Source organism: Solilutibacter silvestris (genome assembly GCF_002895945.1).
In the GTDB taxonomy this organism is placed as follows: domain Bacteria; phylum Pseudomonadota; class Gammaproteobacteria; order Xanthomonadales; family Xanthomonadaceae; genus Solilutibacter; species Solilutibacter silvestris.
This window is the reverse complement of sequence record NZ_NPZB01000001.1, coordinates 1306819-1333214: the sequence shown is the minus strand read 5'-3', so window position 1 is coordinate 1333214 and position 26396 is coordinate 1306819. Positions and strand designations below refer to the sequence as shown.

General features: G+C 65.0%; 23 protein-coding genes. 19 read left to right on the top strand and 4 right to left on the bottom strand.

From position 1 onward, the window contains the following. Positions 1-52: 52 nt before the first annotated feature. The 4 genes from Lysil_RS06040 to map form a co-directional block, all read right to left on the bottom strand. Entirely contained in the window at positions 53-1978 is a 1926-nt protein-coding gene (locus Lysil_RS06040; RefSeq protein ID WP_205756865.1) for a CocE/NonD family hydrolase, read from the bottom strand. 80 nt (positions 1979-2058) lie between these two features. Further along, on the bottom strand, positions 2059-2928 hold the full coding sequence (gene dapD, locus Lysil_RS06035; protein ID WP_425477150.1) for a 2,3,4,5-tetrahydropyridine-2,6-dicarboxylate N-succinyltransferase: 870 nt from the start codon (positions 2926-2928) through the stop codon (positions 2059-2061). After that, a complete protein-coding gene (glnD, locus tag Lysil_RS06030; protein WP_103074598.1) occupies positions 2883-5468 on the bottom strand; it encodes a [protein-PII] uridylyltransferase in 2586 nt (861 codons plus the stop codon). Before glnD ends, dapD begins: the two co-directional genes overlap by 46 nt. Then, on the bottom strand, positions 5468-6241 hold the full coding sequence (gene map / locus Lysil_RS06025) for a type I methionyl aminopeptidase (RefSeq protein ID WP_103074597.1): 774 nt from the start codon (positions 6239-6241) through the stop codon (positions 5468-5470). The genes glnD and map overlap by 1 nt, the downstream gene beginning before the upstream one ends. 269 nt (positions 6242-6510) lie before the next feature. Here map and rpsB point away from each other — a divergent pair, with 269 nt between their 5' ends. From rpsB to rnhB, 19 genes are all read left to right on the top strand, one after another. Next, the gene (gene rpsB, locus Lysil_RS06020; RefSeq protein WP_103074596.1) at positions 6511-7377 is read left to right on the top strand and encodes a 30S ribosomal protein S2; all 867 of its coding nucleotides are present in this window, start codon (positions 6511-6513) and stop codon (positions 7375-7377) included. Positions 7378-7459: 82 nt separating this feature from the next. Further along, complete coding sequence (tsf, locus tag Lysil_RS06015) at positions 7460-8338, top strand: translation elongation factor Ts (RefSeq protein ID WP_103074595.1); 879 nt, start codon at positions 7460-7462, stop codon at positions 8336-8338. A 369-nt stretch (positions 8339-8707) separates the two neighbouring features. Beyond that, a complete protein-coding gene (locus Lysil_RS06010; RefSeq protein ID WP_103074594.1) occupies positions 8708-9208 on the top strand; it encodes a Csu type fimbrial protein in 501 nt (166 codons plus the stop codon). Positions 9209-9230: 22 nt separating this feature from the next. Then, complete coding sequence (locus Lysil_RS06005) at positions 9231-9950, top strand: fimbrial biogenesis chaperone (protein ID WP_103074593.1); 720 nt, start codon at positions 9231-9233, stop codon at positions 9948-9950. Next, entirely contained in the window at positions 9907-12276 is a 2370-nt protein-coding gene (locus tag Lysil_RS06000; protein ID WP_103074592.1) for a fimbria/pilus outer membrane usher protein, read from the top strand. Before Lysil_RS06005 ends, Lysil_RS06000 begins: the two co-directional genes overlap by 44 nt. After that, on the top strand, positions 12273-13253 hold the full coding sequence (locus Lysil_RS05995) for a Csu type fimbrial protein (protein WP_103074591.1): 981 nt from the start codon (positions 12273-12275) through the stop codon (positions 13251-13253). The genes Lysil_RS06000 and Lysil_RS05995 overlap by 4 nt, the downstream gene beginning before the upstream one ends. 72 nt (positions 13254-13325) lie before the next feature. Next, positions 13326-14042 (top strand): UMP kinase, encoded by a 717-nt coding sequence (pyrH, locus tag Lysil_RS05990; RefSeq protein ID WP_103074590.1) that lies wholly within the window; start codon positions 13326-13328, stop codon positions 14040-14042. Between the two features lie 65 nt (positions 14043-14107). Then, positions 14108-15022, top strand: coding sequence for a cation diffusion facilitator family transporter (locus Lysil_RS05985; protein ID WP_103074589.1), 915 nt, complete (start codon positions 14108-14110; stop codon positions 15020-15022). 72 nt (positions 15023-15094) lie between these two features. After that, positions 15095-15652: a ribosome recycling factor gene (gene frr / locus Lysil_RS05980; RefSeq protein ID WP_103074588.1), complete on the top strand. Its 558-nt coding sequence runs from the start codon at positions 15095-15097 to the stop codon at positions 15650-15652. An 18-nt stretch (positions 15653-15670) separates the two neighbouring features. Further along, a complete protein-coding gene (uppS, locus tag Lysil_RS05975) occupies positions 15671-16396 on the top strand; it encodes a polyprenyl diphosphate synthase (RefSeq protein WP_103075018.1) in 726 nt (241 codons plus the stop codon). A gap of 3 nt (positions 16397-16399) precedes the next feature. Then, on the top strand, positions 16400-17269 hold the full coding sequence (locus Lysil_RS05970) for a phosphatidate cytidylyltransferase (RefSeq protein WP_205756864.1): 870 nt from the start codon (positions 16400-16402) through the stop codon (positions 17267-17269). A gap of 67 nt (positions 17270-17336) precedes the next feature. Continuing rightward, a complete protein-coding gene (dxr, locus tag Lysil_RS05965) occupies positions 17337-18539 on the top strand; it encodes a 1-deoxy-D-xylulose-5-phosphate reductoisomerase (protein ID WP_103074586.1) in 1203 nt (400 codons plus the stop codon). Between the two features lie 14 nt (positions 18540-18553). Then, positions 18554-19897: an RIP metalloprotease RseP gene (gene rseP, locus Lysil_RS05960; protein ID WP_103074585.1), complete on the top strand. Its 1344-nt coding sequence runs from the start codon at positions 18554-18556 to the stop codon at positions 19895-19897. A 57-nt stretch (positions 19898-19954) separates the two neighbouring features. Next, the gene (gene bamA, locus Lysil_RS05955; RefSeq protein ID WP_103074584.1) at positions 19955-22348 is read left to right on the top strand and encodes an outer membrane protein assembly factor BamA; all 2394 of its coding nucleotides are present in this window, start codon (positions 19955-19957) and stop codon (positions 22346-22348) included. 25 nt (positions 22349-22373) lie between these two features. Then, positions 22374-23393 (top strand): UDP-3-O-(3-hydroxymyristoyl)glucosamine N-acyltransferase, encoded by a 1020-nt coding sequence (gene lpxD, locus Lysil_RS05950; protein ID WP_240600314.1) that lies wholly within the window; start codon positions 22374-22376, stop codon positions 23391-23393. Beyond that, positions 23390-23851 (top strand): 3-hydroxyacyl-ACP dehydratase FabZ, encoded by a 462-nt coding sequence (fabZ, locus tag Lysil_RS05945; protein WP_103074583.1) that lies wholly within the window; start codon positions 23390-23392, stop codon positions 23849-23851. Before lpxD ends, fabZ begins: the two co-directional genes overlap by 4 nt. Beyond that, on the top strand, positions 23851-24633 hold the full coding sequence (lpxA, locus tag Lysil_RS05940) for an acyl-ACP--UDP-N-acetylglucosamine O-acyltransferase (protein WP_103074582.1): 783 nt from the start codon (positions 23851-23853) through the stop codon (positions 24631-24633). Before fabZ ends, lpxA begins: the two co-directional genes overlap by 1 nt. Then, positions 24630-25784 (top strand): lipid-A-disaccharide synthase, encoded by a 1155-nt coding sequence (gene lpxB, locus Lysil_RS05935; RefSeq protein WP_103074581.1) that lies wholly within the window; start codon positions 24630-24632, stop codon positions 25782-25784. The genes lpxA and lpxB overlap by 4 nt, the downstream gene beginning before the upstream one ends. Then, positions 25781-26395 (top strand): ribonuclease HII, encoded by a 615-nt coding sequence (gene rnhB, locus Lysil_RS05930; RefSeq protein WP_103074580.1) that lies wholly within the window; start codon positions 25781-25783, stop codon positions 26393-26395. Before lpxB ends, rnhB begins: the two co-directional genes overlap by 4 nt. Position 26396: the final 1 nt, after the last annotated feature.

Here is a 26396-nt window from a genome sequence, read left to right as displayed (position 1 = left end):
TCATCGCGGGAATGGACGGATTATCGCCAATCCGTCCATTCCGCGCCCGATCTCACTTCTGCAAGACGGAAACCTCGATCGCGGTCGGATGCGCGGCGTCCTGGTACACGCGCTGGTTCGCCTTGATGAAGTCGCTGTCCTTCGCTTCATAGATGTTCGGGACGAATTTCTGTGGATTGCGGTCGATGAACGGGAACCACGTCGACTGCACCTGCACCATGATGCGATGGCCGGCCTTGAAGGTGTGGAACACGTCATTGAGCGTGTAATTCACCGCGGTCGGCTGGTTGGGCACGAACGCTTCCGGTTTCTCGAAGCTGTTGCGGAAACGCGCGCGCATCGGTTCGCCACGCACCATCGTCTGCTGGCCGCCGCGATCGGGCTTGCCGGCCTTGCGATCGTCATCGGTGTAGCCCGGCATCTTGTCGGGATTGACGTCGATCACCTTGACGATGAAATCGGAATCGGTGCCGCTGGTGCTCACCCACAATTTCACCTTGATCGGCCCGGCGAGCGTGGTGTCGCTGGCGAGCGGTTCGCTGGTGTAGGTGATCACGTCCGGGCGCGACGACGCGAAGCGCTGGTCGGCGGCGATGTAATCGCGGCTCCAGCGATTGATGATCTCCGTGGTGTACGGCACCGGATGGGCGGGATCGCTGATGTATTCGCCGAAGCTCGATGCCGCTGTCGGCTTGGCGTCGAACTTCAGGCCATTCCCTGGCTGGAAGTAGAGCGTGCGCGGCGCGACGTTTTTCGGCGGCCAACTGTCGAAGCGCTGCCACTGGTTGCTACCGGTTTCGAACACCCACGCTTCCGGCAGATCGGGATCGGGACCGCCCTTCAGCCAATGCTTGAAGAAGGCGAATTCGATTGGCTGGTAGTCCAGCGAGGTATCGCGGCCGAACTCGGCGTCGCCGACGCTGCGACCGGTGCCGCGCAACCAGCCGCCATGCGTCCACGGCCCGATGATGATCGAGTTGTGGATGCCGGGATTCTTTTCTTCGACTGCCTTGTAAAGATGCAACGGACCGTAGAGATCTTCGGTATCGAACCAACCACCGACGAACAGCACCGCCGCCTTGACGTTGTTCATCTTCGAGGGCAGATCGCGCGACTGCCAATAGCTGTCGTAATTCGGGTGGGCGACGATGTCGTCCCAGAACGCGATCGGTTGCAGGAAGCGTTTCGGCGCGTTCGAAAGCGCACCGAGTTTCAGGTAATAGTCGTAGCCATCGGGCGTGCCGAATTCGACACCCTTGGGCTGGTCCGGCGTCGGCTTGGGATGCGGATAGCCGAATCCGCCGTTGAAGAATCCGTAGGCCATGTTGAGCACGAAGGCACCGTTGCGATGCATGTCGTCGCCGAGGAACCAATTGCCGATCGGTGCCTGCGGCGACACTGCGACCAGTGCCGGATGGGTGTTGATCGCGCCGATCGCGGTGTAGAAACCCGGATAGCTGATGCCCCACTGGCCAACCTTGCCGTTGTTGCCGCGGACGTTCTTGACCAGCCAATCGACCGTGTCCCAGGTGTCGGTGGTTTCATCGACCTTGCCGCCGACCGGACGCATGTTCACGTACTCGCCTTCCGACATGAAGCGGCCGCGCACGTCCTGGAAGGCGAAGATGAAACCGTCCTTCTCGTAATCGGCGGTCTGGCCCAGCGTCGTCTTGAACTTGTCACCATAGGGACCGGCGGAGTACGGCGTGCGCTGCATCAGGATCGGATAGGTCTTGCCGGGCCCGGCATCCTTCGGCGTGTAGACGACGGTGTGCAGCTTGATGCCGTCGCGCATCACCACGTCGTATTCCTGCTTGTCGTAATGCGCCTTGACGTATTCGCCGCGCACCTTCATCGCCGCCATCATGTCGGCCTGCTGCGTTGCCGGCGTTTTCGCGACCGGAGCGGTGGACTGGGCGGAAAGCGTGCCGGTCGCGGCGATCAGCGCAGCGGCGAGCAGGGACACATGAATACGCATGACGGGAGAATCCGGGAGGAATCCTGCCGTTGTCGCATGCGCACCGACTTCCGACATAGGCCAGAAGTCATGGTTGCTTCTTAGTCGGCGTGGCCGCGTAGCAATTCGTTGACCGACGTCTTGGCACGCGTCTTCTCGTCGACCTGCTTGACGATCACCGCGCAATACAGCGAATGGCTGCCATCGGCGGCCGGCAACGAACCCGATACCACCACGCTGCCCGGTGGCACCACGCCGTAGCTGATTTCCCTGGTGGCACGGTTGTAGATGCGGGTCGATTGGCCGATGAAGACGCCCATGCCGATCACGCTGTGGTGGCCGACGATCACGCCTTCCACCACTTCCGAACGCGCGCCGATGAAACAGTGATCCTCGATGATCGTCGGCGATGCCTGCAACGGTTCCAGCACGCCGCCGATGCCGGCGCCACCGCTGATGTGGCAATGCTTGCCGATCTGCGCGCACGAACCCACCGTCGCCCAGGTATCGACCATGGTGCCCTCGTCGACGCGCGCACCGATGTTGACGAAACTCGGCGTCAGCACCACGTCCTTGGCCAGATGCGCACCACGGCGCACGATGCTGCCCGGCAGCGCACGCACGCCCAGCGCGCGGAATTTCTCGGCATCGAAACCTTCGAAGCGCAGCGGGATCTTGTCCCACCACGGCGCCGGCTCACCCGGCATCACCCGCATGTCCTGGGTGCGGAAATACAGCAACACGGCCTTCTTCAACCATTCGTTGACGCGCCAGCCACCGGCATGCGGTTCGGCCACGCGCAACACGCCGTCTTCGAGTCCGGCGATCGCGGCATCCACGTGCGGGCGCAGCGCATCGAGTCCCGCGGCGTCGAGTTCGGCGCGCCTTTCCCACGCGGATTCGATTTGTTGCTGCAACTCGCTGGTCATGCATGATCTCCCTGGAGAATGGTGGACAAGGCATCGCGCAATGCTTCCTGCGCGACGCTGTCGAGTGGTTGGCCATCCGCCTGGCTGATGCGAAACACGTCTTCGGCGCGTTCGCCGAAGGTGGCGATGCGGGCATCATGCACCGGGAAGCGCTGCCGCAACAATTGCTGGGCGATGTCGGCGAGCAGGCCGGGGCGATCGTTGCAGACGATCGCGAGCACGGTGCGGCCATGGTCTTCGGAAAATTCGATCTGCGGCGCGATGCGGAAATGACGCAGATGGCTCGGTCGCGCGTGGCGCGCCGGTTTCACCTGGTCGAGCGGGTGCGACAGCACGTCGCCGAGGCGACGTTCGACGTCACGCGATTCCACCGCGCGCTTCGAATCGCGCGGCATCAGCACGAAGCTGTCGATCACCTGGCCTTGCGGTGCATCGAGCAGGCGCGCGTGCAACACGTCGAGCCCGATGCGATCGAGCGTGGCGACGATCGCGGCGAACAGGCCGGGACGATCTGGCGTGTGCACCAGCAGTTCCAGCGAAGCATCGCCGGCCACCGGATGGCGCGCGGCGATGCGCGTTTCACCAGCCCGCATGTCGGACAGTTGCAGCGCCATCCACGTCAGTTGTTCGACGCGCGCGTGCAGGAAACTGCTATTGGGCAACCAGCGCATGCCATCGTCATTGCGCCCCATGCCATCCAGCAACAGGCCGACATTGGTTTGCGCCTCGGCGATGCGCGCCTCGGCGGCGACCGGATCTTCGCCACCACGCCGCAGTGCCAATCGCGTGGCCACGTGGAGATCGCCGAGCAGGCGATCCTTCCAGGCATTCCACAACTTCGGCGACGTCGCCGCGATGTCGGCGCAGGTCAGCAGGTAAAGATAATCGAGGCGTTCGCGATCGCCGACCAGTCGCGCGAATTTCTGCACCACCTCGGCGTCGCTGATGTCCTGCTTCTGCGCCGTCACCGACATGGTGAGATGTTGCTCCACCAGCCACGCCACCAGCGCGGTGTCGGCGTCGGACAGACCGTGCGCCGTGCAGAACACACGTGCATCTTCCGCACCGAGGATGGAATGATCGCCACCGCGGCCTTTCGCGATGTCATGGAACAAACCGGCCAGCAGCAGCAATTCCGGCTTGCGCAGGTGTGGCCAGACTTCGTGCGCGCGGGCAAAGCGCTGGGTGTCGGCACTGCTCGCGAACAGCGCGAAATTGCGCAGCAACGCCAACGTGTGCTGGTCCACCGTGTAGGTGTGGAACAGGTCGAACTGCATTCGCCCCGTCACCTGCGCGAAGGCCGGAATCCAGCGCGCCAGCACGCCGAGGCGCGCCATCCGCTCCAGCGTCGCCACCGCGCCAGGCATCGTCAGCAACGCCATGAAACGCTGGCGCAACTCCGGCGACGCCTCAGAATACGCGGGGACGTTCCGCAACACTTCCGCCAATGCGCGCGCCGTGCGCGAGTGCAGGCCGCGTGCAGCAGGCGTATGCGCCCAGGTGGCGAACAGTTCGAAAATGCGCGCGGTATCGCCCATCGGCCACGCCGGATCGCGCGCGGTGATGTAACCGCGTCGCAATTCGAACTGGTCGTCGATCGGCTCGGCGATGGCCTCGCCTTCCAGTTGTTCCTCGAAGCGTTGCAACAGGCGATCACCGATGCGCTGCACGCGCGCCGCATTGCGATAGAACTCCTGCATCATCGCTTCGACCATGGCGTTGTCGGCCGGCTCCAAATCGGCATGACCGACGCGATTCATCCGCGCCGCCAGCGCGCGCTGGTGATCGAAGCGCAGGCGTTCCTCGCGCTTGCCGGCGACGAGGTGCAGGCCATAGCGCAATCGTTGCAGCGCCACCGCGGCATTTTCCAGCGTCTCGCGCTCGATGTGCCCGACCTGGCCGAGCGACTCCAGCGCATCCAGTCCTGTCGCGCCGAGCACGCGCATCGCCATCCAGCGCAACGTCTGCAGGTCGCGTAGTCCGCCCGGCCCTTCCTTGATGTTGGGCTCGAGGTTGTCGGCGGTATCGTCGAAACGCGCATGGCGCGCGCGCAATTCCTCGCGCTTGCCGGCGAAATACTCTGCGGGCGGCCACGAACGCTCGGGCGCGATGGCATCGGCCAACGTCGCGACCGCGGACCGCGACCCGGCCAGCAGGCGCGCATCCATCAACGCAGTCACCGTGGTGATGTCGTCGCGCGCCGCGGCGACGGTTTCCTCCTGCGAACGCACGCTGTGCGAGACGGGAATGCGCGCATCCCACAACAACGCGACGCAGCGCGAAATCGCCTCGCCGACGGCGTGATCCCACGCCTGTTCCGTCAACACCAGCAGATCGACATCGGATTGCGGATAGAGGCTCGATCGCCCATAGCCACCGACCGCGAACAGCGCGGCATCGACCGATTCGGGAATGCAGCGCGCCCACGCCTCGCGCACCAGCGCATCGATGCCGCGCGCGCGCGCCGCAGTCAACGCCGCCGTTGCATCACCACGATCGAAACGCACCGCGAGTTGCGCATCCAGCGCCTGCATGCGCTCGCGCGCGGCCTGCGACCACGCCGCGTCCGTCGCGGCATCCATCACGCCGGTGGCGGCGGACTGCCGGCCGACAGCGTCAGCACGTCATAGCCAGTGTCGGTGACGACGATCATGTGCTCCCACTGCGCGGACAGCTTGCGATCCTTGGTCACCACGGTCCAGCCATCGGGCAGCAACTTGGTATGGAAGCCGCCTTCATTGATCATCGGCTCGATGGTGAAGGTCATGCCCGGCGCCAGCACCAGTCCCTGCCCCGGCTTGCCGTAATGCTTCACCTGCGGTTCGTCGTGGTAGATCTTGCCGATGCCGTGGCCGCAATAATCGCGCACCACGCTGAAACGCTCGGCTTCGGCGAGTTGCTGGATGGCATGGCCGACATCGCCGAGCGTCGCGCCCGGCTTCACCGCGCGGATACCAGCCCACATCGCCCGATAGGTGACATCGACCAGGCGCTTCGCCATCACCGACGGCTCACCGACGATATACATGCGGCTGGTGTCGCCGTGCCAGCCGTCCTTGATGACGGTGACGTCGATATTGACGATATCGCCGTCCTTGAGGATCTTGGCCTCGCTCGGGATACCGTGGCAAATCACGTTGTTGACCGAGGTGCACAGGGTCTTGGGGTAACCGCGATAGCCGATGTTGGCCGGGATCGCGCCCTGCACGTTGACGATGTGGTCGTGGGCGATGCGGTCGAGTTCCTCGGTGCTGACGCCGGGGCGGACATGCCCGGTGAGGAGGTCCAGCACCTCGGACGCGAGGCGCCCGGCTTCGCGCATCTGTTCGATTTCGGCGGCGTTCTTGATCTGCATGGCGACATTATCGCCGATCCGTCAATCCCCCGCGCGGTGCGCCCGGTCAAAACCTGCTATCATTCGCGGCTGTTTCACGCCCACGCCATGCGTCATTGGCGAATACACACCTGCAGTTGCAACCCGCGCCGGGGTGTCCCAGGGCTTTCAGCCAAGGGATCTGTCGCGGAGGCCGCAGGGAGGCCCAACCCCGGAATCCGTCGCCCTCGCGGGCGAACCGCCGTCCATTCAACCCTTTGGCGGGGATTCCCTTTCAGGAGTATCAAGCAATGCCCCAGATCACCATGCGTCAGATGCTGGAAGCCGGCGTCCATTTCGGCCACCAGACCCGTTACTGGAACCCCAAGATGGGCCCGTACATCTTCGGCGCCCGCGGCAAGATCCACATCATCAACCTCGAGAAGACCGTCCCGTTGTTCAACGACGCGATGAACTTCCTGTCGAAGATCGCCCAGAAGCGCGGCACCATCCTCTTCATCGGCACCAAGCGCAGCGCGCGCGATTCCATGAAGGAAGAAGCCGAGCGTTGCGGCATGCCGTTCATGACCCAGCGCTGGCTGGGCGGCACCCTGACCAACTTCGCCACCGTGAAGAAGTCGGTCAGCCGCCTGAAGGAACTGGAAGCCGCCGAAACCGATGGCACCTTCCAGAAGCTGGTCAAGCACGAAGTGATGGGCCTGCGCCGCGAGCGCGACAAGCTCGACGCTTCGCTGGGCGGCATCAAGGACATGAACCGCCTGCCCGACGCGCTGTTCGTGATCGACATCGGCCATGAAGACATCGCCATCAAGGAAGCCAAGACCCTCGGCATCCCGGTGGTCGCCGTGGTCGACACCAACTACGACCCGGCCCTGGTCGACTACGCCATCCCCGGCAACGACGACGCCATCCGCGCCGTGCAGCTGTACGCCCGTGCCGCCGCCGACGCCGTGCTGGAAGGCAAGGCCGCCGCGCCGAACGCCGCAACCGTCAGCGAGGACGACTTCGCCGAAGGTGGCAAGCCGGCCCGCGGCCGCACCCCGGCCCGCAACAAGGCCAGCGCCGCCAAGCCTGCCGAGGGCGAAGGCGAAGTGATGGCCCGCGCCGAAGCCGAAGTCGCCGAGAACGAAGCCGTCGAGCGCGACGCCGCGGTGTAATCCGCGCGCCATCGTGCCGCGCGACCATGCGCGGCCGATGGCTTTGCATTTGCTCGTCAAACATTCAAATAAGGTACCCCCAATGGCTGAAATCACCGCTTCCATGGTCAAGGAACTGCGCGAGCGCACCGGCGCCGGCATGATGGAGTGCAAGAAGGCACTGACCGAAAACAATGGCGACATCGACGCCGCGGCCGAATGGCTGCGCAAGTCGGGTCTCGCCAAGGCCGACAAGAAGGCCGACCGCGTGGCTGCCGAAGGCCGCATCGCGATGGCGCAGGACGGTGGCAAGGCCGTGCTGGTCGAAGTGAATTCCGAGACCGACTTCGTCGCCAAGGACGCCAACTTCCTCGCCTTCACCGACGCCGTGGCCCAGGCCGCGCTCGCCTCGGGCGCCGCTGATGTCGAAGCCCTGAAGTCGGCCAAGCTGGCTTCCGGCGAAACCGTCGAGGAAGCGCGCGCAGCTGCCGTCGCCAAGCTTGGCGAGAACATCCAGATCCGTCGTCTCGCTCGCGTCGACAGCGCCAACATCGTCGCGGCCTACGTCCACGGCGGCAAGATCGGCGTGCTGACCGAGATCAAGGGCGGCAGCGCCGACTTCGCGCGCGGCGTGGCGATGCACGTGGCGGCGATGAACCCGCCGTACAACAAGGCCGCCGACGTGCCGGTCGAGTTCGTCGAGAAGGAAAAGGAAATCGAGCTGGCCAAGATGTCCGAGAAGGACAAGTCCAAGCCGGCCGACATCCTCGAGAAGATCATCGGCGGCAAGATCGCCAAGATCGTCAACGAAGTCACCTTGTACGGCCAGCCCTACGTGTTGAACACCGACCAGAGCGTCGAAGCCGCCGCCAAGGCCGCCGGCGCCGACGTGGTGCGCTTCCAGCGCCTGGCCGTGGGCGAAGGCATCGAGAAGGTCAAGGAAGACTACGCCGCTGAAGTCGCCAAGGCGATGCAGGTCTGATTTTCACGCTGGCGTGAAATCGAAAGCCCGCTGGAAACAGCGGGCTTTTTGTTGGCGACTGCCGCGCCGCGTCATCTTGTTGCAGTGCTGCAATCCGGCCGCGTCGAACCTTTCGGCAAGATGGAGGGAAGTTCATTTCCCCCACGATTTCATGGACAAAGGACGTGCCGCCTTATCCGGCCTATGCCCACGGACGACACTTCGCAACAGCGATGGACTTGGCATTTCCTGCTGCCACATTTGTGAATACGCCATCGCGTTTCACACTTTTCGTTGTCTGATGCTGCATCATCCCGCCTCTGGCACGGCTCCTGCTCATGGATGGGCGACACCCCGTTTTGCCCATCCAACCCCCAGGAATCCCTCCAAATGAACAAGCTCTCCCTCCTTGCTGTCGCGGTTCTTGCTATTGCCTCGGTTCCGTCGATGGCCGCCACCAATCCGGCCACTGGCACCTTCAACGTCACGCTGACCGTCCAAAAGGCTTGCAACGTCTCTGCCACTGACATGGTGTTCGGTACCCATGACTTCACCGAAGTCCCCAACATCGACAACACCTCGACCATCACGGTGAAATGCACCAAGAACACCGCCTACACGGTCGCCCTTGGTGCCGGCACCACCACTGGCAACACCGATACGGCCCGCAAGATGGCTGGCCTGACCGGCGGCAACACCGATACCGTGACCTATGCGCTGTACAACGACTCCGGCCGTACCGCCAATTGGGGCACTGCTGCAGGCACGGTTGCCGGCACTGGCAACAATGGCAACCAACTGCTCACCGTATACGGCCGCGTGTTGCCGGGCGCGTTGAACGTGACCCCGGACAACTACAAGGACGTCGTCACCGTTTCAGTCGCCTACTGATATTCGACTGCTGTCTGAATCAATGGCCATCTCCCGCGCCATCCGTGGCGGCCTGCTCACAATCGCTCTGCTCGCGACGGCGCCCACCATGGCGGCGTCGCTGCAGGTCGCGCCGACCGGGCTCGCGCTCGCGCCGGCCCAGAACGCCGACGTGCTGACGCTGACCAATAGCGGCAGCGAGGCAATGCGGGCGCAGGTGAGGGTGTTCCACTGGACACAACGCGACGGCAAGGATGTGCTGGAACCGACGCACGATATCGTGGCCACTCCGGCCATGCTGTCGATCGCGCCGGGGGCCAGCCAGCTGGTCCGCGTGGTGCGACTGACGCCACCGGGGGCCACGGAAGGCAGTTACCGGGTGATCGTCAGCGAATTGCCGCCACCGAAGAAACAGGGCGCCAAGATCGGCCTGCAATTCGCCTTGGAATATTCGTTGCCGGTGTTCCTGTTGCCGCCGGGCGCACCGCAGACCGGCGGCTATGCATTGCATGCGCGGCGCGCCGGCAATGCGCTGGAAGTGTCCAATAGCGGACGCATGCACGCACGACTGTCGTCGCTGACGCAAGTCGCTGCCGATGGCAAAAAGACGGTGTTGTTCCCCGGCCTGCTCGGCTACGTGTTGCCCGGGCAGACGATGCGCTGGACGCTCCCACCCGCCAAGGATTCGGGCACTGGCGCCTTCTCGGCGATGATCAACGATGACAACGCCGCCAGCCCGTTGCCGAATTCGACGACGCCCTGACCTCCTCGCGATCGCGCTGGCCTGCTGCCTGCTGCCGATCGCGGCAAGGGCGGGCGATGCCGTCGATCCCGGCGCACCCAGCGACGAGGTCTATCTCGAAGTCACCCTGAACCAGACGCAGAAGCCTGCGCTGTTCCGCTTCGTGGTACGCGACGGTCATCTCTATGCCAGCCCGTCGACGCTGCGCGAACTTGGCCTGCACACAAGCGGCGATGCATCGACCGGCGGCCTGTTGCCGGTCGAACATGACGGCATCGTCGTCGCCTACGACGCCGCGAAACAGCGCGTGGCGATCACCGCACCGTTGTTGCAGCTTGATGTGGGAACGGCGCAACTCGATGCGCGCGCGCAAGCCGATGCGCCATCGCCGACACCGCTCGGCATCCTCTTCAGCTACGACGCCGATGTCATCCGCAGCGGCAACGGCGGCAATGCCGTCCTTGCCCCGAGTGTGCAGGTGTTCGGCCTCGGCAACGCAACGCTGGAAAGCAACGGCATCGTTCGCAGCACTTCCAGCGGCAACGGCTGGCATTCCAGCGCGGTGCGACTGGACACGCGCCTGCGCTGGACGTTTCCCGGGCGCGCGCTGGAAGTGATCCTCGGCGACACCACCACCAGCGGCCCGGACTGGAGCCGGCAGACGCGCATGGGCGGCCTGCACATCGGCACCAACTATGCGTCGCTGCAACCGTTCCGCGTACTGTCGCCGGGCCCGGTCTTCAGCGGTGAAAGCGCGGTGCCGTCGAATGTCGAGTTGTACGTCAACGGCATCAAGCAATACGAAGGACAGGCGCCGGTCGGGCGCTTCGTGGTCTCGGGCGCGCCGTCCATGGAAGGATTGGGCAACGCGCAACTGGTCGTCACCGACGTCTTCGGTCGCAGCCGCACCATCGACGTGCCGTTCTATGGCACGCAACGATTGCTGGCGCCCGGCCTCGACGATTGGTCGCTCACCCTTGGTCGCGTGCGCCTCGATTACGGATCGCGTTCCGCGAGCTACGCGCCCGATACCGCGCTCGATGCCAGTTGGCGTCGCGGCATCACTTCGTATTTCACCGGTGAGGGCCACGCCGAAGCCACGCGCGGATTGCGCGAGGGCGGTTTGGGTGGCGCGTGGTTGCTTGGTCGCGCCGGCGTGATGCATGCGGCATGGGCGGCCAGCAGCGCGGGCGCGTTGAGCGGATCGCAATCGGCCTGGGGCTACCAGTGGTCGAACGGCCACTTCAGCGTCGGATTCGACAGCATCCGCACGCATGGCGATTACCGCGACCTCGCCGCCGTGGCCACCGGCTTTCTGCCGCCACGCGTCACCGACAGCGCCAACATCGGCGTGGCGAGCGCCTTGCTCGGCAGTTTCAACTTCACCTATGCGCAACTGCAGTACGTCGACCAACCACGCAGCCGATTGGCCGGCGCGTACTGGAGCCGCACCATCGGCCGAGGTTGGTTCGTCAATGCCGGCGGCAACATCGATCTCGATCATCATGCACAGCGCAGCTTTTCGCTGGGCGTGACCGTCCTCCTCGACGGACAACGCCAGGCGAGCGCCTCCGTGCAGCGTTCGGGATCGCGCACCTACTCGGAAGCGGACCTGACGAAGCAGGCGCGCGTGAACGGCGACATTGGCTGGCGCTTGCAGGCGCGCCACGACAGCGACAACGGCAATGGTGGCCTCGCCGAAGCGACCTGGCTGACCCATGCGGTGGAACTCACCGCCGGCATCGCCCAGGATGGCGACAACCGCCAATACCACGCCGCAGCGCACGGCAGCGTGGTGTGGATGGGACGCAGCCTGTTCGCATCACGCCAGGTGATCGACGGCTTCGCACTGGTGGATGCCGGCTACCCGAATATCCCGGTGAAACTGGAAAATCGCCCGTACGGCACCACCAATCGCAACGGCCAACTCATCCTGACGCCGCTGTTCCCGTTCCAGCGCAACCGCGTCTCGATCGATCCCACCGCCCTGCCGGCCAACGTACGCGTGCCCCTGCGCGACAAGGTCGTGGTGCCCGGTGCCAGTGGCGCAGCGAAGGTGTCGTTCGATGTCACGCCAGTGCATGCTGCCATCGTCATCCTCCACGATGCCGCAGGTCATGCGCTGCCGATGGGCGGCAATGTGCATCGCGCCGAAGCGACGAATGATGGCGACGACACCATCGTCGGCTACGATGGCGAGGTGTATCTGGAAGGCTTGTCCGCGCACAACGCCCTGGAGGTCGAGATGCCGGACGGCCGTTGCATCGCGCGCTTCGACTACACCGCAGGCGATGCGGACATTCCCCGAATCGGGCCGGTAACCTGCGGCCCGGAGAATGCGAAATGAAACTGCGCACGTTCCTGCTGTGGTGCCTGCTCGCCGTTTCCGCGCTGGCAGCGCCTTCCGCATTCGCCGCAACCACCTGCACGGCTTCGGCGCCAGACATTGTCGTCAGCGGTTATGACGGCACCGCGCAGGCTGCGGCGAACACCAATGTGACGGTGACTTGCAACACGGGCGTGACCTCGCTCTTCGATGGAACCGCCTATGTGACGCTGTGCCTTTATGTCGGCAATACACCGCGCACCCTGCAGAACGGCAGCAACTCGCTGTCCTATGACCTCTACACCTCGGCCGGAACAGTCTGGCAAGGCAATTCCGCAAGCCCTCCCGCACAACAGATCTTCAAGCTCAGCTACCCAGTCGGCGGCTTTATCGGCAGCAACGTCAGTGGCAGTGGCCAAGTCACGGTTCCGATCACTGCCAGAATCCCGGCACAAAGCGGATTGGCGGCCGGCACATACACCCAGGCCTTGACCGCGAATACCAGTGAATACCAGAGTTCGGAGCCGGCTTTTTTTGGAGGCGGGAGTTCACAACCGGCCAGTTGCAAGGGCGGCAGCGCTGGCCCCACCTTCCCCTTCAATGTGTCCGCAAACGTTGCCCCCCGCTGCGTCATCAAGACCGCCACCGATCTCGCCTTCGGCAGCGTGCCCGGCTTCATCACCACGAATGTCGACCAGACCTCGGTGGTGACGATCAATTGCATCAATGCGACGGCATGGACTGCCGGACTCAACAACGGCATCAATGCCAGCGGCACCACGCGACGAATGACGGACGGCCTTGGCAATTTCGTGACCTATGAGTTGTACCGCGACAGCACGCGATCGCAACGCTGGGGCAATACCGTCAACACCGACACCGTCGCCGGCACCGGCACCGGCTTCGACCAAGCGGTCACGGTGTATGGACGTGTACCGGTCCAGACCGCCACACCGGGCAGCTACACCGATACCATCACCGTGACGGTGACCTACTGAAGCACCGGGATCGTGGCAGGTGATGGCGCTCGGGTAGAATGCCGCCATCCCCCGACGCCTTCCGGAGCGCCCATGCCCGCCCTCGCCCATCGCCGTGTCCTGCTGAAACTCTCGGGCGAGGCGCTGATGGGGGACGAGGACTACGGCATCGACCCCAAGGTGCTGGTGCGCCTCGCCAATGAGGTCAAGGACGCGCACGACGCCGGCGCCGAAGTCGCACTGGTGATCGGTGGCGGCAACATCTTCCGCGGTGCGGGGCTGGCCGCTGGCGGCATGGATCGGACCACCGGCGATCACATGGGCATGCTGGCGACGGTGATCAACGCACTGGCGATGCAGGATGCGCTGGAGAAAGTCGGACTGAGCGCGCGGGTGATGAGCGCGATCAAGATCAATGCGGTGTGCGAGGACTACATCCGCCGACGCGCGGTGCGCCATCTCGAAAAAGGCCGGATCACGGTCTTCGCCGCCGGTACCGGCAACCCCTTCTTCACCACCGATTCCGGCGCGGCGCTGCGCGCGATCGAAATCGAGGCCGACCTGCTGTTGAAGGCGACCAAGGTCGATGGCATCTACGATCGCGACCCGAAAAAATTTCCGGACGCGGTGCGCTACGAACGCTTGACCTACGACGACGTGATCGCGCGCAACCTGCAGGTGATGGATACCGCCGCGTTCGCGCTGGCCCGCGACAGCAAGCTGCCGATGCGCGTGTTCGACATGGATGAACCCGGCGCGTTGTTGCGCATTCTCCACGGCGAAGCGATCGGCACGCTGGTCGCCGCGTGACCTGAGCGTGTCCGCAGTGGTCGCTTGAAATAGTATCCGCTTGCCGCATCGCACAAAATTGCGCGATGAGCGGACACCACCATCATTCCCATTCCAACACCCGCGCCTTCGCCTGGGTGACGCTGATCAATCTCGCCTACACGCTGGTCGAAGCGTGGTACGGCTTCAGCACCAATTCGCTGGCGCTGCTCTCGGATGCCGTGCACAACTTCGGCGACGTGCTTGGCCTCGGCCTGGCCTGGGGCGCGGCGTTGCTGGCGAAACGGCCACCGCGCGGACGGCACACCTACGGCTGGCGTCGCGCCACCCTGTTGTCGCCGCTGGCGAATTCCGTGCTGCTGGTGGTGTTCTCCGGCGCGCTGGGTTGGGAAGCGATCCGCCGCTTCAACGCACCGCCGGGCATTCCGCCGGTGCCGGTGATGGTGGTCGCGGCGATTGGCATCGTGGTGAACCTCGCCGCTGCCGCTTTCGTCCATGGCGGCCACGAAAACGACCTCAATCGCCGCGGCGCCTTCCTCCATCTGGTCTCCGATGCCGTGGTGTCACTGGCGGCGGTACTGGCCGGCGCCGGCATGATGCTGTTCGGCTGGAATTGGCTGGATCCGCTCACCGCGCTGCTGGTGTCGCTGGTGGTGTTGGTCGGCAGCTTCAAGCTGTTGCGCGACAGTTTCGACGCGGCGATGGACGCGGTGCCGGCGCATCTCGACATCGAGCAGGTCTCGACCTTCATCAGCGAACAGGCCGGGGTGTTGGCGGTCCACCATCTCCACCTGTGGTCGCTGGGCAGCAACGAAATCGCGCTGACCGCGCACATCGTCCGCCCGCCGGATGACGACGATCGCGACCACGATGCCTTCATCGACCGCCTCAACCACGCGCTGGACCATCGCTTCGGCATCAACCACGCCACGCTGCAGGTGGAACACGGCCTGGATTGCGGCCACGATTGCCACGATCACGCACCGCACCACGACCACTGAATTCCCGGCAGCGGCGGCCCGGCGGCGTTCCCGCCTATAATCCCGGGTCACGTTTTTTGCCGGAGTCCGGGGATGCTGAACGAAATCAAGAAGGACGCACAGGCGCGCATGCTCAAGAGCATCGATGCGCTGCGCCACACCCTGACCAAGATCCGCACCGGCCGCGCCACCAGCGCGCTGGTCGAGCACATCAAGGTGAGCTACTACGGTTCCGACATGCCGCTGTCGCAGGTCGCCAGCGTCGCCGTCACCGATGCCCGCTCGCTCACCATCACGCCGTGGGAGAAACCGATGGTTGCGGCCGTCGAGAAGGCGATCATCAATTCCGATCTCGGCCTGACCCCGACCACCGCGGGCTTGACCATCCGCATCAACATCCCGGCGCTCACCGAAGAACGCCGCAAGGAACTGTCGAAAGTGGTGCATGGGGAAGGCGAGGACAGCAAGGTGGCGATCCGCAACATCCGCCGCGACGCCAACCAGCACGCCAAGGATCTGCTGAAGGAAAAGAAGATCACCGAGGACGAGGCCACGCGTCAGGAAGACGAGATCCAGAAGATGACCGACAAGGCGATCAAGGACGTCGACGAGGTCGTGAAGCTGAAAGAACAGGAACTGATGGCGGTTTGAGGCTTGCTGCGCTTGCTCATGCAGACTCCCCGCCACGTCGCCATCATCATGGACGGTAACGGGCGCTGGGCCGAGCAGCGCAAGCGCCCGCGCCTGATCGGCCATCGCGCCGGCGCGCGCGCGGTGCGCGACACCATCGAATTCTGCATCGACCACGGTGTCGAGGCGCTCACCCTGTTCGCGTTTTCCAGCGAGAACTGGGCGCGCCCGCAGGATGAAGTGAGCGGCCTGATGCGGCTGTTCCTGTCGGTGCTCGATCGTGAGGTGGACGAACTGGCGCGGCGCGGCGTGCGCATCCGTTTCATCGGCGAAGCGCAGGCGTTCTCGCCCGATATCCGCAAGCGCATGCAGACGGCGGAAGCGCTGACTGCGGGGAACAGCAGCCTGACACTGGTGATCGCCGCCAATTACGGCGGTCGCCAGGACATCGCGGCCGCGGCACGGGCACTGGCGCTCGATGCGCGCGATGGCCGCATCGATCCGGACACCATCGACGAGGCGATGTTCGCCACCCGCGTGGCACTGGCCGATCTCCCCGCCGTCGACCTGTGCATCCGCACCGGTGGCGACCTGCGCATCAGCAACTTTCTGCTGTGGCAGCTCGCTTACGCGGAATTGTGGTTCACCCCGACATTGTGGCCGGACGTGGATGCAGCGACACTGCAGGCCGCTTTCGACGATTTCTCGCGGCGGCAACGCCGTTTCGGATTGACCGGGGCGCAAGTGTCCCAGCAACAGGCATAACGCATGGCAGCGACCCGAACCCGAATGATTTCCGCCTTCGTGATGGGCCCGTCGGCCATCCTGGCGGTGCTGTTCCTGCCCACCAGCTGGATGGCGGTGGCCGCCGCGTTGCTGTTCCTAGGCGGATTGTGGGAGTGGTTCAAGCTGTCTGGCGTCGAGGACAGCCTGTCCCGCCTGCTGTTGGTCGCGTTGCACATGCTGCTGATGGTGGCGTTGGCCTGGGGATCGCATACCGCGCAGGGCGGCACGTCCGCGCTGTTCGACGCGGTGATCCTGGTCGGCGTGGCGTGGTGGGTGCTGAGCCTGTTGTGGCTGGCCAGATACGATTTCGGCTCGCACCACGAAGGCTGGTCCCGGGTGGTGAAACTGCTCGCCGGCACGCTGGCGGTAATCCCGGCCTGGTGCGCGCTGGTGACCCTGCATGGCACGCCGCAGGGCAGCATCGACCATGGACTGATCCCCAAGGGCCACGTGTGGTTGTTGGTGGCGTTGATGACGGTGTGGGCAGCGGATACCGGCGCCTATTTCGCCGGTCGCGCCTTCGGCAAGCACAAGCTGGCGCCGCGCATCAGCCCCAACAAGACCATCGAAGGCCTCGTCGGCGGCATCGTGCTGGGCATGATCGTCGGCATGGCGGTGGTCAGTTTCACCGGTATCGCGCTGGCATCGCTGCCTGCGGTCGCCATCCTGTGCATGGTGACGGTGCTGTTCTCGGCGGTCGGCGACCTCTACGAAAGCCTGCTCAAGCGCCACGCCGGCGCCAAGGATTCCTCGGACCTGATTCCCGGCCACGGCGGCATCCTCGACCGCGCCGACAGCGTGCTCGCGGCGCTACCGGTGTTCGCGCTGGTGAAGGCATTGCTGGGACTGTGACGGATGGGCGTGTTCGCCGCGGAACCAATGCTGCGACACCGGGTCCATCCATGGATGATGCCAACGCATGACATCCGCTGAAGTGCCCGCACCTGACCGTCCCATCCCGGTTGCCGTCCTCGGCGCGACCGGATCGATCGGCGCGTCCGCGCTCGACGTGATCGCGCGCCATCCGCGGCATTGGCGCGCCAGCGTGCTGGCCGGTGGCAGTCGCGTCGCCGAATTGATCGAACTGTGCCGGCGCCATCGTCCCGATCACGCGGTAATCGCGGACGAGGCGCAATTCGCCAATCTGCGCGACGGCCTGCGCGATGCCGGACTGACGACACAAGCCCACGCCGGCATGGCCGCGATCAATGCGCTGGTCGCCAGCGATGCCTGCGAGGTCGTGGTTGCGGCGATCGTCGGCGCGGCGGGACTCGATTCGACGCTGGCTGCGGCGCGCACCGGCAAACGCCTGCTGCTGGCCAACAAGGAATCGCTGGTCTTGGCCGGCGAACTGCTGATGGCGACCGCGCGCGAACACGGCAGCACCATCGTTCCGATCGACAGCGAACACAACGCGGTGTTCCAGTGCCTGCCGGTGGATGGCGATCGCCGCGCGCTGGCGTCCATCGTGCTGACTGCCTCCGGCGGGCCATTCCGTGGCAGGACGCGCGCCGATCTCGCCGACATCACCCCGGCGCAGGCGGTGGCGCATCCCAAGTGGTCGATGGGCCCGAAGATCTCGGTCGATTCCGCCACCCTGATGAACAAGGGCCTCGAAGTGATCGAGGCGCATCACCTGTTCAACCTGCCCGCCGAGCGCATCCGCGTACTGGTCCACCCGCAGAGCCTGGTGCACTCGCTGGTGGAATTCACCGACGGTTCCACATTGGCGCAGCTCGGACTGCCGGACATGCGCACCGCGCTGGCGGTCGGCCTGGCGTGGCCGCGCCGCATCGCTTCCGGCGTGGACCGGCTCGACCTTTTGCAACACGGCACCCTGCAGTTCGAGGCGCCCGATCTCGACACGTTCCCCGCGCTGCGCCTCGCTTTTGGCGCATTACGCACCGGCGGCACTGCACCGGCGGCCCTCAATGCCCTCAACGAAGTCGCGGTTTCAGCCTTTCTTCAGGGGAAATTGCGTTTCCTAGACATTCCCGCGCTGGTCGAAGACGGATTGGCGATGCTGCCCGTCCTGGAGGCGACATCGCTGGACGTGCTGCGCGAGGCCGATCGCGACGCCCGTGCCGCGGGCGTACGCCTGTTGTCCCGCCACCACACCTGAGCCGACTCGCACGCATGAATGATTTCTTCGGATCGCTGTGGTGGCTGCTCATCACCCTCGGGGTGCTGGTCACCTTCCACGAGTTCGGCCACTTCTGGGTCGGCCGCCACTTCGGCGTGAAAGTGCTGCGTTTCTCGGTCGGATTCGGCAAGCCGGTGTGGTCGCGCATCGGCCGCGATGGCACCGAATACGCCATCGGCGGCATCCCGCTGGGCGGCTATGTCAAGTTCCTCGACGAACGCGAGGGCGATGTCGCGCCGGAAGACCTCGGACAGGCGTTCAACCGCAAGCCGGTGTGGCAACGCATGCTGATCGTCGCTGCCGGTCCCGTCTTCAACATCGTGCTGTGCGTGGCCCTGCTGTGGGGCATGCTGGTGATCGGGCGGCCCGACTACGCGCCGGTGATCGGCCATGTCGAAGGGATCACCGCCGCGGCCGGCATCCAGCCCGGCGATCGCATCGTGCGCATCGATGGCGACGACATCCCGACCTGGAACGACGCCCTGCCCGCGCTGGCCCGCAATGCCATTGCCCACCGCGCGGTGACGGTCGACGTGCGTGGCGCTGCCGGCGAATCCGCGCACATGCTGCGGCTCGACCAGTTGCCGGCGCGCATCAACGAGATCGAATTGCTGTCCGACATCGGCATGGAGCCGCAGCACATGACCGTGCCGCCGGTGGTGGGCGAAGTCCCGGCCAGCGGCGCATCCGCGGGCCTGCTCCAGCCTGGCGACCGCATCGTCGGCGTCAATGGCTCGGCGGTTACCGTGTTCGAGGATATCCGTCCGCTGGTGCAGAAGACCGCCGCCGGGGCTCCGGTGCAACTGACCGTGGCGCGCGCCGGGCAGACGCTGGCCGTGGCGATCGTCCCGACCGTGCAGGGCAAAAGCCGCCTGCTCGGTGTCACGCCAAAGCTCCCTGCGGGCGACAGCCGCCCGAAATACGACACCGTGCGCCGGCTCGGTCCGGTGCAGGCCGTACCCGCCGCCATTCATGAAACCTCGGCCCTGCTCCGCGATTCGGTGACGATGATCGGCCGCATGATCCGTGGCCAGGCGCCGCGCGAATCGGTGTCCGGCCCGGTCACGATCGCCAGGATCGCCAATTCCTCGGCGCAGATGGGCCCGGCGTGGTTCCTGCGCTTCCTCGCCCTGATGTCGCTCAGCCTGGGCGTGCTCAATCTGCTGCCGATCCCGATCCTCGACGGCGGCCACCTCGCCATGTACGCCATCGAGGCAGTGCGTGGGCGCCCACTGGGCGAACGCGCCTTGGCCATCAGCCAATCGATCGGCCTGATGCTGATCCTCGGCCTGATGGGCCTGGCGTTCTACAATGACTTCTTTGGCCACTTCCACTAGCGGTTCGGGTGGGCGCACCCCGCCGTCCCCCGACCTCCCTGTTCTCCACCGGATTTGATGATGCGAAACCCCAGCCGTCACCTGCTTGCCCTCGCCCTGGCCGCCGCCCTGGCCACGCCCGTCTGGGCGCAGTCCATCGTCGAGCCCTTCCGGGTGTCGGACATCCGCGTCGACGGCCTCCAGCGCATCGCGCCTGGCACCGTGTTCACCTATCTGTCGCTGGAACGCGGCGACATGCTCGACCAGGCCAAGGCCGAGCAGGCGGTGCGCGCGCTCTACAAGACCGGGTTCTTCAGCAACGTCACGCTGGATCGCCAGGGCGACATCCTGGTGGTGAAGGTGGAGGAACGCCCGGCCATCAACAAGATCACCGTCACCGGCAACAAGGACATCAAGGACGATGACCTCAAGAAGCCGCTGAAGGAAATCGGCCTGACCGAAGGCGATACCTTCGATCCGATGAGCCTCGACCGCGTGACGCAGGAGCTCACCCGCCAGTACAACAACCGCGGCAAGTACAACGTCCAGGTCACGCCGTCGGTGACCAAGCTCGATCGCAACCGCGTCGACGTCGCCATCGCCATCAACGAAGGCAAGGCCGCCAAGATCAAGCACATCAACATCATCGGCAACGAGAAGTTCACCGACAAGATGCTGATGCGCGGCTGGGAGTCGAAGACCACCAACTGGAGCAGCTGGTACAGCCGCGACGACCAGTATTCGAAGGAAAAACTCTCCGGCGACGTCGAGAAGCTGCAATCGTTCTACCTCGACCGCGGCTACATCGATGCCGACGTCAGCTCCGACAACACCCAGGTCACGATCAGTCCCGACAAGCGCGCGATGTACATCACCGCCGGCCTGACCGAAGGCGAGCAGTACAAGGTCTCCGCACTGACGGTGAGCGGCGACACCATCCTGCCCAAGGAAATGATCCAGAAGCAGTTCGACGCCTTCATCAAGCCGGGCTACATCTTCTCGCGGCGCGCGATGGAAGCTGCCACCGATTCGGTGACGGCGATGCTGAGCAACATCGGCTATGCCAACGCGCAAGTGGTGCCCAACCCGACGGTGGATCGCGAGGCGCGCACGGTAGCATTGGACATGCAGGTGCAGCCGGGTCCACGCATCAACGTGCGGCGCATCGTCTTCAAGGGCAACAACCGCACCGCCGATCCGGTACTGCGCCGTGAAATGCGCCAGTTCGAAGGCGCGTGGTATTCGCAGGCGGCGATCGACCGTTCCAAGATCCGTCTGCAGCAGCTCGGCTACTTCGAGAAAGTGGACATCGAATCGCAGCCGGTGGCGGGAAGCCCGGACCAGGTCGACCTGGCGGTGAACGTCAAGGAAACCAACTCCGGCACGCTGAGCTTCGGCGTCGGCTACTCGCAGTTGGGCGGCGTCATGCTCAACGGCAGCATCTCCGAGCGCAACTTCCTCGGCAGCGGCAACCAGCTGACCATCGCCCTGCAGCGCAGCGCCTACCAGAAGCAGATTTCCTTCAACTTTCTCAATCCCTACTTCAGCAAGAACGGGATGTCGCTGGGCTACAACGTCTTCTACAGCGATACCAACTACGCCGATGCCAATGCCGCCAACTACTCGTCCAGCCAGGGCGCGGCGCAGATGGTGCTGGGCCTGCCGATCACCGAATGGGACACCGTCTCCTTCATGCTCGGCGTCGAGCGCAAGAAGATCAGCGCCAACATCTACACGCCGCAGCCGATCTGGGACTACATCAACGCCGTCGGCCACCAGACCTTCAAGGCGGCGCGCGCGCGCGTGGCCTTCGGTCGCGATACCCGCAATGACGCCTTGCAGCCGAGCATCGGCATGTTGCAGCGCCTGTCGCTGGAAGCCACCCTGCCCGGCTCCACCGCCAAGTACTACACGATGGAATACACCGTCTCCAAGTACTGGCCGCTGAGCTCGTGGCTGATCCTGGACGCGGTGGGCGACATCGGCTACGGCAACTCCTATGGCGGTTTCAAGACCGCCACGCTGCCGGACGGACGCATCGTCAATTCGAAGGGCCTGCCGTTCTTCGAGAACTACTACGGCGGCGGCGTGTCCTCGGGCGGCCGCGTACGCGGCTTCGTCGACAACTCGCTGGGCCCGCAGGCGGTCTCGGACTTCTACAGCACGCCGCAGCCGTTGGGTGGTTCGTTCAAGACGGTCGGCTCGCTGGAAACGTTCTTCCCGCGCATCATCGACTCGCCGGCCGCGCGCCTGTCGGCCTTCGTCGACTTCGGCAACGTGTTCGCCAATCGCGCCGCCTTCAAGGCGTCGGAACTGCGCGTATCGACCGGTATCGCGCTGGCATGGCGCTCGCCGATGGGCCCGATCTCGATCAGCTACGCGCTGCCCTTGCGTTACCAGCGCGAAGACAAGCCCGGCCAGCTGAAGGACCAGATCGAACGCCTGCAGTTCACCTTCTCCGGCACGTTCTGACGGAGACGGTGCGCAGGTGGGGGACATAGCCACGGGGATCACGCTGGCGGAGCTGTCGCAACGCTTCGGCCTGGAGTTGCGCGGCGATCCGTCGTTGCAGATCCATGGCGTCGCCACGTTGGCTTCGGCTGGCAGCGGACAGCTCGCCTTCCTCGCCAATCCGCGCTATCGCAGCCAGCTCTCCGACACCAGCGCCGCAGCAGTGGTGCTGCGCGCGGAGGACGCCGATGCAGCGTCGATGCCGGTGCTGGTGGCGCGAGATCCCTACGCCACCTTCGCGAAAATTTCCGCGCTGTTCGAAACACGCGAAGCGCATCCACCCGGCATCCATGCCAGCGCGGTGATCGCCACCGATGCGGTGGTCGATCCGTCCGCGCACATCGGTGCGTTCGTGAGTGTCGGCGCGCGCAGCCGCATCGACGCAGGTGCGGTGATCGGCCCCGGTTGCGTGATCGGCGAAGACTGCATCGTCGGTGCAGGCTGCGAACTGGTCGCGCGCGTTACCCTGGTTACGCGCGTGCGCCTTGGCAGCAATGTGCGCATCCATCCCGGCGCGGTGCTCGGCGCCGCCGGCTTCGGCCTGGCGATGGACGCGGGCCATTGGCTCAACATCCCGCAACTCGGCGGCGTGGTGGTCGGCGACGACTGCGAGATCGGCGCCAACACCACCATCGATCGCGGCGCGCTCGACGACACCGTGCTCGAAGAGGACGTGCGCCTCGACAACCAGATCCAGATCGGCCACAACGTGCGCATCGGCGCGCATACCGCGCTGGCCGGCTGCGTGGCGGTGGCCGGCAGCACCCGCATCGGTCGTGACTGCCTGATCGGCGGCGCCGCCGGCCTCGTCGGCCACATCGAACTGTGCGACAAGGTCACGGTGACGGCGATGACGCTGGTCACCCATTCGATCCGCGAACCGGGGGAATATTCTTCCGGCACGCCAATGATGGAAAATAGGCAGTGGCGTCGCTCGGCGGCCCGCTTCCGCCAGTTGGATGCCCTGGCCCGCAAGGTACAAGGCCAGGACAAGGAGAACACATGAGCAACACCGTGCAATTGCCGATCGACGCGGTCGGAATCCAGAAGCTGCTTCCGCATCGCTACCCGTTCCTGCTGGTCGATCGCGTGACGGAGTTCGAAGCGGACAAGCGCATCGTCGCCTACAAGAACGTCAGCGCCAACGAGCAGTTCTTCCAGGGCCATTTCCCCGGTCATCCGGTGATGCCGGGCGTGCTGGTGATCGAAGCGATGGCGCAGGCCGGCGGCTTGCTCGGTTATCTCTCGCGCGGCGGCGTGCCCGACAGGGACACGATTTCCTATCTGGTGAAGGTCGACGACGCCAAATTCTCGCGCATGGTGGTGCCGGGCGATCGCCTCGAACTCGATGTCTCGATCAAGCGCGTCATCCGCAACATGACGCTCTTCACCGGCATTGCCCGCGTCGATGGCGAACAGGCCGCGTGCGCGGAAATCCTCTGCGCCGAGGTCAAAGCCGACTGATGGCGACGCAGATCCATCCGAGCGCACAGATCGATCCCGGTGCCACGCTGGGCGAAGACGTACGCATCGGTGCGTTCACGGTGATCGATGCCGGCGTCGAAATCGGCGACGGCACCTGGATCGGTCCGCATTGCAGCGTCACCGGCATCACGCGCATCGGCCGCGACAACCGCATCACCGGCCATGCCGCCATCGGTGGCGATCCGCAGGACAAGAAGTACCACGGTGAATACACCACGCTGGAGATCGGCGACCGCAACACCATCCGCGAGTTCTGCACGATCAACCGCGGCACCGGCGACGGTGGTGGCGTTACCCGCATCGGCGACGACAACTGGCTGCTGGCCTACGTGCACATCGCCCACGACTGCCTGATCGGCAACAGTTGCGTGTTTTCCAACAACGCCACGCTGGCCGGCCACGTCGTGGTGGAAGACCATGTGATCCTGAGCGGATTCGCCGGCGTCCACCAGTTCTGCCGCATCGGCGCGCACGCCTTCATCGGCATGGGCGCGTTCGTCAACGGCGATGTGCCACCGTTCCTGATGGTGGCGCAGGAAAAATACGCGCGTGCACGCGGCATCAACAGCGAAGGCCTGAAGCGTCGCGGCTTCGATGCCACGCGGATCGCGGCGATCAAGCGTGCCTACCGCGCCTTGTACATGGCCGACGCCAAGCTCGACGATGCCAAGAGCGAGTTGGCCGAGATCGCATCTGGCAGCGACGACGTGCGTGCCTTCCTCGATTTCATCGAACGCGGCGAGCGGCCGTTGCTGCGATGAACCCGCCGCGCATCGCCCTGTGCGCTGGCGAAGCGTCGGGCGACCTGCTCGGTGCCGACCTGGTGCGCGCCTTGCGCGAACGATTCCCCGATGCCCAATTCGCCGGCATCACCGGGCCGAAGATGCGCGCCGCCGGCGTCGAAACGTGGTGGGACGCCTCGCAATTGAGCGTGATGGGCCTGGTCGAAGTGCTGCGCCATCTGCCGCGCCTGCTGCGTCTGCGTCGTGACTTCCGCCGGCGCGTGCTCGACTGGAAGCCCGACGTCTTCATTGGCATCGATGCGCCCGATTTCAATCTCGGCGTGGAAAAATGGCTGAAGGCGCGCGGCATCCGCACCGTGCACGACGTCAGTCCGTCGGTGTGGGCGTGGCGCGAGGAGCGTGCCGAGAAGATCGGCGAGAGCGCCGATCGCGTGCTGTGCCTGTTCCCGATGGAACCGCCGATCTACGCGAAACATGGGGTGGATGCGCGCTTCATCGGCCATCCGCTGGCCGATTCAATGCCGTTGCAGCCGGATCACTCGGCTGCGCGTCGTGAACTCGGCATCGCCGATGACGCGCCCGTGCTCGCGGTGTTGCCGGGCTCGCGCATGGGCGAGATCGAACGGATGTTGCCGATCTTCCTCGCCGCGGCCGAACACGTCGCGAAGGACATCCCGAACCTGCAAATCGTCGTTCCCGCTGCGGACGAGCAGTGCAAATCGGCGATCGAACATCAGTTGACCAGCTCCCGATTTGCGGCCTCGAATGTCCGCATCCTCGACGGCCACGCCCAGCAGGCGATGATCGCCAGCGATGCCGTGTTGCTGGCATCGGGCACTGCCGCGCTGGAAGCGATGCTGGCGAAGCGACCGATGGTGATCGGCCATCGCATCTCGCCGACGACGTATCGCATCATCAGGGCATTCGGCCTGCTGAAATCGCGTTTCGTCAGCCTGCCGAACATCCTCGCCGGACGTGCGCTGGTACCGGAGTGCCTGCAGGACGAATGTACGCCGCAACGCCTCGCCACCGAACTGCTGCGCTGGTTGCGCGATCCCGCCGCATTCGCGGCGATCGAACCGGAATTCCTGCGACTGCATGAGGAATTGCGCCGCGACGCCTCGCGCCAGGCGGCATCGGCGATCGCGGAATTGCTGGACCACGAATGACCACCGCGCATTCCGGCTCACTGTTTCCCACCATCGAATCCACGCACCTGGTTGCCGGCGTCGATGAAGCCGGACGCGGGCCGCTGGCCGGCCCGGTCACGGTGGGCGCGGTGATCCTCGATCCGATGCGTCCAATCACCGGATTGAACGACTCGAAGAAACTCAGCGAAGCGCGACGCGAAGCGTTGTATCCGCAGATCGTCGAACGCGCGCTGGCCTGGCATGTCGAATTTGTCGAAGCCGACGAAATCGATCGCCTCAACATCCTGCAGGCGACGCTGGTCGGGATGCGTCGCGCGGTGCAGGCGTTGCAACCGGCCGCGCTGCTTGCACGCATCGATGGCAACAAGATCCCGAAGGACATGCCCTGCCCGGCCGAAGCGCTGGTCGGCGGTGATGCCATCGAACCGGCGATCATGGCGGCATCGATCCTCGCCAAGGTCGCGCGCGATCGCCACATGCGCACGTTGCACGTGCAATGGCCGCTGTACGGCTTCGATCGCCACATGGGCTATCCCACCCCGGCGCACCTCGCTGCGCTGGCCGAACACGGCGCCTGCCCGCAACACCGGCGCAGTTTCGCGCCGGTGCGGATTGTCGTGAGAATATGAC